At 72.7% G+C, this 8,036-nt stretch carries 6 protein-coding genes; 4 read left to right on the forward strand and 2 right to left on the reverse strand.

Going from position 1 to position 8,036, the window contains the following annotated elements:
* Positions 1 to 81 precede the first annotated feature (81 nt).
* Positions 82 to 744, reverse strand: coding sequence for a bifunctional DNA primase/polymerase (locus tag IG78_RS0135785; RefSeq protein ID WP_030572001.1), 663 nt, complete (start codon positions 742 to 744; stop codon positions 82 to 84).
* A 387-nt stretch (positions 745 to 1,131) separates the two neighbouring features.
* Here IG78_RS0135785 and IG78_RS0135790 point away from each other — a divergent pair, with 387 nt between their 5' ends.
* Together IG78_RS0135790 and IG78_RS51865 are read left to right on the forward strand one after the other, a co-directional pair.
* Positions 1,132 to 2,520, forward strand: coding sequence for an NsdA family TPR-like regulatory protein (locus IG78_RS0135790; RefSeq protein ID WP_030572004.1), 1,389 nt, complete (start codon positions 1,132 to 1,134; stop codon positions 2,518 to 2,520).
* A 294-nt stretch (positions 2,521 to 2,814) separates the two neighbouring features.
* Positions 2,815 to 4,860 carry a hypothetical protein gene (locus IG78_RS51865; RefSeq protein ID WP_107055073.1) on the forward strand — a complete coding sequence of 682 codons (2,046 nt, stop codon included), beginning with the start codon at positions 2,815 to 2,817 and terminating at the stop codon, positions 4,858 to 4,860.
* Positions 4,861 to 4,910: 50 nt separating this feature from the next.
* On the opposite strand, the gene IG78_RS0135800 is transcribed toward IG78_RS51865, so the two are convergent.
* Positions 4,911 to 6,263 carry an ABC transporter substrate-binding protein gene (locus tag IG78_RS0135800; protein WP_051853257.1) on the reverse strand — a complete coding sequence of 451 codons (1,353 nt, stop codon included), beginning with the start codon at positions 6,261 to 6,263 and terminating at the stop codon, positions 4,911 to 4,913.
* 118 nt (positions 6,264 to 6,381) lie between these two features.
* On the opposite strand from IG78_RS0135800, the gene IG78_RS0135805 reads away from it, so the two are divergent.
* Both IG78_RS0135805 and purU read left to right on the forward strand, forming a co-directional pair.
* On the forward strand, positions 6,382 to 6,882 hold the full coding sequence (locus IG78_RS0135805) for an SCO4402 family protein (RefSeq protein WP_078965833.1): 501 nt from the start codon (positions 6,382 to 6,384) through the stop codon (positions 6,880 to 6,882).
* 124 nt (positions 6,883 to 7,006) lie between these two features.
* On the forward strand, positions 7,007 to 7,900 hold the full coding sequence (gene purU / locus IG78_RS0135810) for a formyltetrahydrofolate deformylase (protein ID WP_030572015.1): 894 nt from the start codon (positions 7,007 to 7,009) through the stop codon (positions 7,898 to 7,900).
* Positions 7,901 to 8,036: the final 136 nt, after the last annotated feature.

Consider the following 8,036-nt stretch of genomic DNA (forward strand, 5'->3'; position numbering starts at 1 on the left):
TACGGTGACCGTCGGCCGGGGGCTGTGCCCACCGCGGGTGCTGCACAGGAGAGAGAAGGGTGGGTGGGCGGGGAGGGGGAGTTACTTGCGGCGGGTTTCCCTGCCGCAGGCGTAGGACAGGGGGGAGATGACTTCTTCCGCGTCGGGGAGCCAGCGGTTGGCGGGGGTGGGGCGGCAGGCCCACTGGACGGCGCCGGACGCGCCGAAACGGGTCGGGGGCGCGGCGACGTAACTGCCCTCACCGAGGGTGACGAGGTCGAGCGCGGCGGGCGGCCAGCCCAGGGCGCGGATCAGATCGGGGACCTTCGCCGCGGCACCGGGCAGCACGAAGAACTGCATGCGCCGGTCGGGCGTGCACGTCACGGGCCCGAGCGTCAGCTCCATGCGCTCCATGCGGGCGAGGGCGAGGAACCCGGCGGTCTCGGGGACGTCGATCGCATCGAACGTACGCCCGGTGGGAAGCAGGATGGAGGCGTTCGGCTGCTTCGCCCACATGCGCCGGGCGACCGTCGCACTGCCGGTGGCCTGCGTGGGCCAGTCGTCGCGCACCGGGTGTGCGCCGGGCGCGGGGCACGCGGCCTCACCGCACGAGCAGCGCCACGTTCCCTCGACGGAATCGAGCCAGGCGCCGGGGAAGACATCCCAGTGCCGCTCCTCCGCGTACCGTACGGCCGTGTCGGGCAGGGCCTCTCCGCGCTGCTTCGGGATCTGCGCGGCTGACGTCACTCCGATGGTCTCTTCCACGGAGGTCTCAACTGCGCGCGTCAGCAGGGGTTACGGGCTGTCATGTGCGCGGGGGAGGAGCATCGTTCCCCCTGCGGGGCGCATGGGTGCACAGGTGGGGGCGCGCATGGGCAAGGGGCGTCCGGTGCGGGTAGCCAGGTCAGGGACAGTCGGAGTTCACCCAACTTCACCCGGCTCGCTGACTTGCGCCGCGTTCTGCCGCATGAGTCCAAGAAACATGGTATTTCAGCGGCTTGCTGCGTATCTGTGGTGTTTGTGGTGCATCTTCCGGTTGTTCCCAGGGCATTGATCATCTGGGCGATGCGGGCAAACCGGCCCGGACCGTTCCTCATTCGACACGACATCCGAAGTTCCAGATGGTCCACGGTGCACATCAGGGGGTACGCCATGGCCGCCAGGCCTCTCGTCGCACGGCAGCCCAACGAACGGCTGCAGGCGCTCATTCAGGAAGCCGGCTGTTCCAACGCCGGCCTGGCCCGTCGCGTGAACATGTGCGGCGCGGAGCACGGTCTCGATCTTCGTTACGACAAGACGTCGGTGGCTCGCTGGCTGCGCGGCCAGCAGCCGCGCGGGCGCGCGCCGGGCATCATCGCCGAGGCGCTCGGCCGCAAGCTGGGGCGCACGGTCACGATCGACGAGATCGGCATGGCGAACGGCAAGAACCTCGCCTCCGGCGTGGGACTGCAGTTCTCGCCCACCGTTCTCGGCGCCATCGAGCAGGTCTGTGAGCTGTGGCGCAGCGACGTGGGCAGGCGGGACTTCCTGTCCGGCTCGTCCGTCGCCGCCTCCGCCCTGGTGGAGCCGAGCAGGGACTGGCTCATCTCCTCGCCGGACGCCCAGGTCGGCCGGACGGCGGGGCCACGCGTCGGGCTCTCGGACGTGGCCGCCGTCAAGGCGATGACGGAGGCCCTCACCCAACTCGACCACCAGTACGGCAGCGGGCATGTGCGCCCCGTCGTCGTGCACTATCTGAACTCCGTGGTGTCCGGTCTGCTCGCGGGCTCGTACCGGGAGTCGGTGGGCCGCGAACTGTTCGCCGCCGTGGCCCGGTTGACGGAACTCGCCGGGTACATGGCCGTGGACACCGGCCAGCCGGGCCTCGCCCAGCGCTACTACATCCAGGCCCTTCGCCTGGCCCAGGCGGCGGGCGACCGGGCGTACGGCGGCTATGTCCTCGCGGCGTCGATGAGCCATCTCGCCGCGCAGTTGGGCAACCCCCGGGAGATCTCGCAGTTGGCACGGGCGGCGCAGGAGGGGGCGCGGGGGCGCGTCACCCCGCGCGCGGAGTCCATGTTCTACGCCGCGGAGGCGCGGGGCCACGCGCTGCTCGGTGACGCCCGGTCCACGCAGGCCGTCGCGGGCCGCGCGGTCGAGGCGATGGAGCGGACCACGGGCGAGGAGGGCTCGGGCGACGACCCGGTGTGGATCCGCCACTTCGACCAGGCGTATCTGGCCGACGAGCTGGCGCACTGCCACCGCGACTTGGGCCAGGCGGACGCCGCCGCCCGGCGCGCGGAGGAGTCCCTCGCCGGGCATCCCCCGACACGGGCACGGCGGCGCGCCATCGGTCTGGTCCTCCTCGCCACCGCCCAGGTCCAGCGGCGCGAGGTCGAACAGGCCTGCCACACCGGTACGAAGGCCGTCGAACTCCTCGGCACCCTGCGGTCCAACCGCGGCGCCGAGTACCTGGACGACTTCCAGCAGCGGCTCGAACCGTTCCGGGAGGAGCCGGTGGTACGCGAGTTCGGGGCCAGGCTCGACCTTCAGGCGGCGTGACGGCCGCCACGGCGACGGACGGGGGCGGTCTTCGGCCGCCCCCGTTCCCTTCGGCTCCCTTCCGACCCCACTTTTGGCTCGCCTCCGGTTCCCCCTCGTTCATTTTCGGCCAGGGCCCCTCGTCCCCTTCAACCCTCGAACCCCTCAACAGCGTCTCCCCCACGACTTCTGTTACTCGCGTGCTGTCCGTGACAGGAGCGGCGTGCGGCGGGCTCTGAGCTGCGTGGCAGAGCGCCGCGGGGACCCGGTAGCGTGAGCCGACGTTCCGAAGGTCCCCCATTCGTAGGAGTCCCGGTGACGCAGCAGAGCGGGCAAGGCGCTGCTTCCTCCGAGCCGCAGCAACCCTCGGCGCGACACGCGTACGAGGGCATCGTGCTGCCCGCGGACGGCAGTGCGCCCCTGATGCCGGGCACCACCGGCGACCACGCCGCCCCACCCGTCGGCAGCCCCTGGGGCGACCCATGGGGGCCCGCCCCCTCGACACCGCCGCCACCGGCACCGGACGCAGGCGCGGGCGAGGCGTGGGGCGCCCCCCACCAGGACCTCGCGGAACCCTCTGTTCCGCCGGGGACCGGAATGCCGCTGCCTCCCGAGGGCACACCGCCGCCGACACGGGCGCCACTGCCGCCCGAGGGGGCGGGCCAGGGGTACGCCCCGACGCCGGGACAGATACCCGGCCAGGGCCAGGACCCCCTGTCCGCGCCGGGGCCGATACCCGCGGAAGGCGGCGCCTACCCGCCGGGGCCCCCGCACCCCCACCCCCAGCCCCAGCCCCAGGGCGGGTACGGGGATCAGGGGCATCCGCCGCAGCAGATGCACCAGCCGTACCAGCCGTACCAGCCGCAGGCCTATCAGCAGCCGCAGGCCCAGCAGCAGCCGCAGGCCCAGCACGAGCACCAGCAGCAGCCGCAGGCCCAGCAGCCGCACCCCCAGCACCAGCAGCCGCACCCCCAGCACCAGCAGCCGTCGTACCAGCCCCAGAGCCAGCCCCAGCCCCAGCCCCAGCCCCAGAGCCAGCCCCAGCCTCAGAGCCAGCCGCTGCCGCCCGCCGCCCCGAGCATGCCGCTGCCGCCCGTCGACCAGGGCGCCCCGCACGGCGGTCACTTCCCGTCGGCGGGACAGTACGACGCCGCGTACGGGAACCCCGGCTCCGGGCAGCACGCGGGCCCCGCGCACACCGCGTACCAGGGCGGGCGGCCCGACGCCGGGGCCGCCCGCCCCATGGGAAGCGGAGGCGGTAGGCACGCCGCGGCCGCGCCGATGCCCGCCGGGCCCGACGCCGAGGCCACCCAGTTCATCGCGCCGGTCGCCGACGGGGCGCCGGGCGCGCTGCCGCCCGAGCGGCCCGCCGACGGCGCCACCCAGTTCCTCGGCCGTGCCGAGGACGTGCTTCCGGGCGGCGCCGCGCACGGGGTCCCGGACGACAACGCGCCCACCCAGTTCATCGCGCCCGTCACGGACGGCGGCGCCCCCGCGGGTCCTGCCGCCGCCGCGTCACCCTCCGCCGGGTACGGCGTGCGCCCCGGGGCGCCCGGTGACCGGCAGCCGCCCGCCGAGTTCGACAGCCTCTTCCGCCGGGAGCCGGAGCCCGAGGGACCCGCGTCCACCCAGCAGATGCCCCGGATCCAGGTGCCGGGCCCCGGCGCCGTGCCCGAGCCGATGCCGATGCCGGAGCCCGACGCCGGGGGGAAGCGGCACGGGCGCGGCGGCTCCAAGATGCCGTTGCTCGCGGCCGTCGGCGTGGGCATCGCCGTGCTCGGTGTGGGCGCGGGCGCGCTGCTCAGTGGTGGCGGCGGGGGCGACGGCGAGGAGGCCAAGGACGACAGCCGGCCGCTGGCCTCGACCGCCTCGCCCGAGAGCGACAAGCCCTCGCCGACCGCGGACCCGGCCAAGAAGCAGGCCGTCGCCCTGGACAAGCTGCTCGCGGACAGCAACAACAGCCGCGAGACCGTGATCGGCGCCGTACGCGACGTGGGCAACTGCAAGAACCTCAAGCAGGCGGCCACCGACCTGCGGGCCGCGGCCAGGCAGCGCGACGGCCTCGTCGGCCGTCTGTCAGGACTGTCCGTCGACGAGCTGCCCGCGAACTCCCGCCTGACCGCGGCGCTCAACAAGGCGTGGAAGGCGTCCGCGTCGGCGGACAACCACTACGCCGCGTGGGCCGACCAGGTCGCCCGCAAGAAGGGCTGCCGCAAGGGCCACGCCCGCCAGACCAGCCACTCGGCCGCGGGCAACCGCGCGAGCGGCGAGGCCACCCAGGCCAAGCAGCAGGCCGCGACCCTGTGGAACGCGATCGCCCAGAAGCACGGCCTGACGAAGCGGGACAAGGCGCAGCTCTAGGGACGGGGACGTGACCTACGGCCGCGGTCCTCGCGGCGGGCCGATTCCGGTCAGCGGGCCGATTCCAGTGTCTTCTCCACGTCGACGAACGACTTGCGGGCGAGGACGAGGCGGCCGTCCCGCACCACCTGGAAGGTGACGCCCGCGTTCACCAGGCGCGGGTAGTCGCTCGCCGCGAGCATGTCCTCGAAGCGCCAGCTCAGCATCGGTGTGAGCCCGCCGGTGTCCACGCGCAGGCCCTGGTCGAGGGTGCGCCGCAGCGAGCGGGCGGTGACGGCGTCGCCGTTCAGCGACTCGACGGCCTGCTTCAGGACGGTGTACGCGATCCAGGTGGTCTGCACGCCCGCGTCCGCCGCGTCGACCCGGTTGTCGCCGAAGGCCTGCTCGCGGATGACCTCGCGCATCTTGGACCAGCGCCGGTCGCTGCCGTCCGGGTACCAGCCGGTGACGTAGGCGCCTTCGTACGGGCCTTCCGCGCCGCCCGTGCGGTCGATCAGGGACTGGTCGACGCTGCCGAGCACGGAGGCGGTGCGCACCGGCGGATAGTCGTCCTCGGTGCGCCGGAACGAGTCGAAGAACGTGTCCGTGCGGGTGCCGAGCGCGGCCGCGACACACCCTTCCCTGCCCTGCCCGGAGCGCTTGCCACCGGTGGCGGAGGCGGAGGCGATGCCGGTGCCGCCGCCCCGGGACGCGCGGTCGAGTGCCTGCTCGGCCTGCGCCGTGTAGTCCGTGCCGTCCTCGGGGGCCCGGATGTCCGCGGACGCGGCACGGTGGTCCTGGGCGAGGCCGGAGTCGAGGAGCTTGGAGAGGCTGTCGCCCGCGATGGTGTCGGGCCGTACGAGGGAGACCCGCTCGCAGACCCCGGCGAGCTGCCGTCCGTTGCCCGCGAGCAGCGCGGGCTGTCCGCCGTTGACGGGGTACGACAGCGGGCTCGAGAACTCCTCGTCGGTGAGGCCGTAGCCGCCGATGTAGGGGATGCCCGCCGACTCCAGGGGGCCCATGAAGGCGCGGCCGTGCTGGCTGTAGGAGCCGACGACGGCGGCCACGTTCTTCTTGACGGCCTCGCGGGCGCAGTTGCCCGCGCTGGTCGGATCGTTGCGTTCGTTGCAACTGACGACTTCGAGTTTGCGGCCGTCCAGGCCGCCGTTGGCGTTGATCCAGCGGGCGTAGGCCTGGGCCATCGCGGGCATGCCGGGCTTGTTGGTCGCCCGGGTGTGGTCCGGCGCCCAGGTCATGACCTTCACGGGGTCATCCTCGGCACCCCCCGTGGTACCGGGGATGACCCCGCAACCGACGGCCAGGGACGCACACGCCGTCACGGCAACCGCGCCCACCAGCGCTTTTCGCGCTCGGCGCGCGGTCTCGACGGGACGGGGAGGGAAGACGCGTCGCAAGGCGGTCATGGACACGCACGATTCCGTCACCGGGCCAACCGCGGAGTGACGCGTACGCAACGGCTGGTGACGGCCGCGTGAACTGGTGGGGCCGTACACGCGTGGGGGATGTGGGAACGTACGATCGATGACCGTGCAAGGAACGGAGAAGTCTTCCCGTCGTGGCCGTCGGTCGACGACCATAGGCGGCATGCCAACGAACGACATGCCGTGGTGGCGCTGGCGCAGCAATGTGCGCTCGGCGCTGCACATGCTCTCGGACCCGGTCTTCCAGCGGGAGTGCTGGCTCGCCGGGCGCGAGGAGTACGGGGATGTGACCGACGCCGTGTACCGCCTTGTCGAGGACACGTGGCTGGACAACTGGTCGGCGGAGAAGTACGTCGGGACGATCTTCCGTGACCAGCAGGAGGCGGCGCTCGTCGACGCCGCCGTGCTGCGGGTGCTGCGGATCATGCACGAGGTCGGCCCGGACGCGGCGGTGTCCGTGTATCTGGACCACCCGGGCTGGCCGGACGCGGTGCACGCGGCGCGGGAGGCGCATGTGCGGCTCGCCACCGGGGACGGTGACGACCCGGACGGGGAGCCGCGGACCCTGGAGGTCCTGCGGATCCTCACCCGGTCGGGCTGACCGGGGGCCTCCGCACCTGGTCGCCCCGGCCCCTTTCCCCTCGCCCGGTTCCCCTCGCCCGGTCGGTCCTGCCCCGGGTCCGCACACGGTCGGGCGAGACCCCGGTGTATGGGACCCTGGGCGGATGAACGAGCAGTCCGCCGTCGCCAGTGACCCGCGCGCCGACCGCGCCGAGCAGTACGTCCTCACGCTGTCCTGCCCCGACAAACAGGGCATCGTGCACGCCGTGTCGAGTTATCTCTTCATGACCGGCTGCAACATCGAGGACAGCCAGCAGTTCGGCGACCACGACACCGGGCTCTTCTTCATGCGGGTGCACTTCTCGGCCGAGGCGCCCGTGTCGCTCGACAAGCTCCGGGCGAGCTTCGCCGCGATCGGTGACTCCTTCCAGATGGACTGGCAGTTGCACCGGGCCGACGACCGGATGCGCGTCGTGCTCCTCGTGTCGAAGTTCGGGCACTGCCTGAACGACCTGCTGTTCCGCTCGCGCATCGGGGCGCTGCCGGTGGAGATCGCGGCGGTCGTCTCCAACCACACGGACTTCGCCGAGCTGGCCGCCTCGTACGACGTGCCTTTCCATCACATTCCGGTCACCCGGGACACCAAGCCCGAGGCCGAGGCGCGGCTGCTTGAGCTGGTGCGGGCGGAGAACGTCGAGCTGGTCGTGCTCGCCCGGTACATGCAGGTGCTCTCCGACGACCTGTGCAAGCAGCTCAGCGGGCGCATCATCAACATCCACCACTCGTTCCTGCCCAGCTTCAAGGGGGCGCGGCCGTATCACCAGGCGCACGCCCGGGGTGTGAAGCTGATCGGTGCCACCGCGCACTATGTCACCGCCGATCTCGACGAGGGGCCGATCATCGAGCAGGAGGTCGAGCGGGTGGGGCACGGGGTCACTCCCGACCAGCTTGTCGCCGTCGGGCGGGATGTCGAGTGCCGGGCCCTTGCGCGGGCCGTGCAGTGGCATGCGGAGCATCGCATCCTCTTGAACGGCCACCGCACCGTCGTCTTCGCCTGACCCCACGACCTCTCCCACCCGCCCGCCCGCATCTGCCCCGCCACGGGGTGGGCGCCTCCGGCGGGGGCCGCCCACCGTCGGCGTCTGCCGCTCCCGCAGAGGCGGCCGAGCAGCCGCTGCCCCCACAACCTTTCCC

Source organism: Streptomyces aureocirculatus (genome assembly GCF_000720475.1).
Lineage (GTDB): Bacteria > Actinomycetota > Actinomycetes > Streptomycetales > Streptomycetaceae > Streptomyces > Streptomyces aureocirculatus.

Bases quoted from the DNA above. Each gene is read 5' to 3' on its own strand.
- IG78_RS0135790 (WP_030572004.1), top strand. From the start codon at position 1,132: ATGGCCGCCAGGCCTCTCGTCGCACGGCAGCCCAACGAACGGCTGCAG.
- IG78_RS0135800 (WP_051853257.1), bottom strand. From the start codon at position 6,263: ATGACCGCCTTGCGACGCGTCTTCCCTCCCCGTCCCGTCGAGACCGCG.
- IG78_RS0135805 (WP_078965833.1), top strand. From the start codon at position 6,382: ATGACCGTGCAAGGAACGGAGAAGTCTTCCCGTCGTGGCCGTCGGTCG.
- purU (WP_030572015.1), top strand. From the start codon at position 7,007: ATGAACGAGCAGTCCGCCGTCGCCAGTGACCCGCGCGCCGACCGCGCC.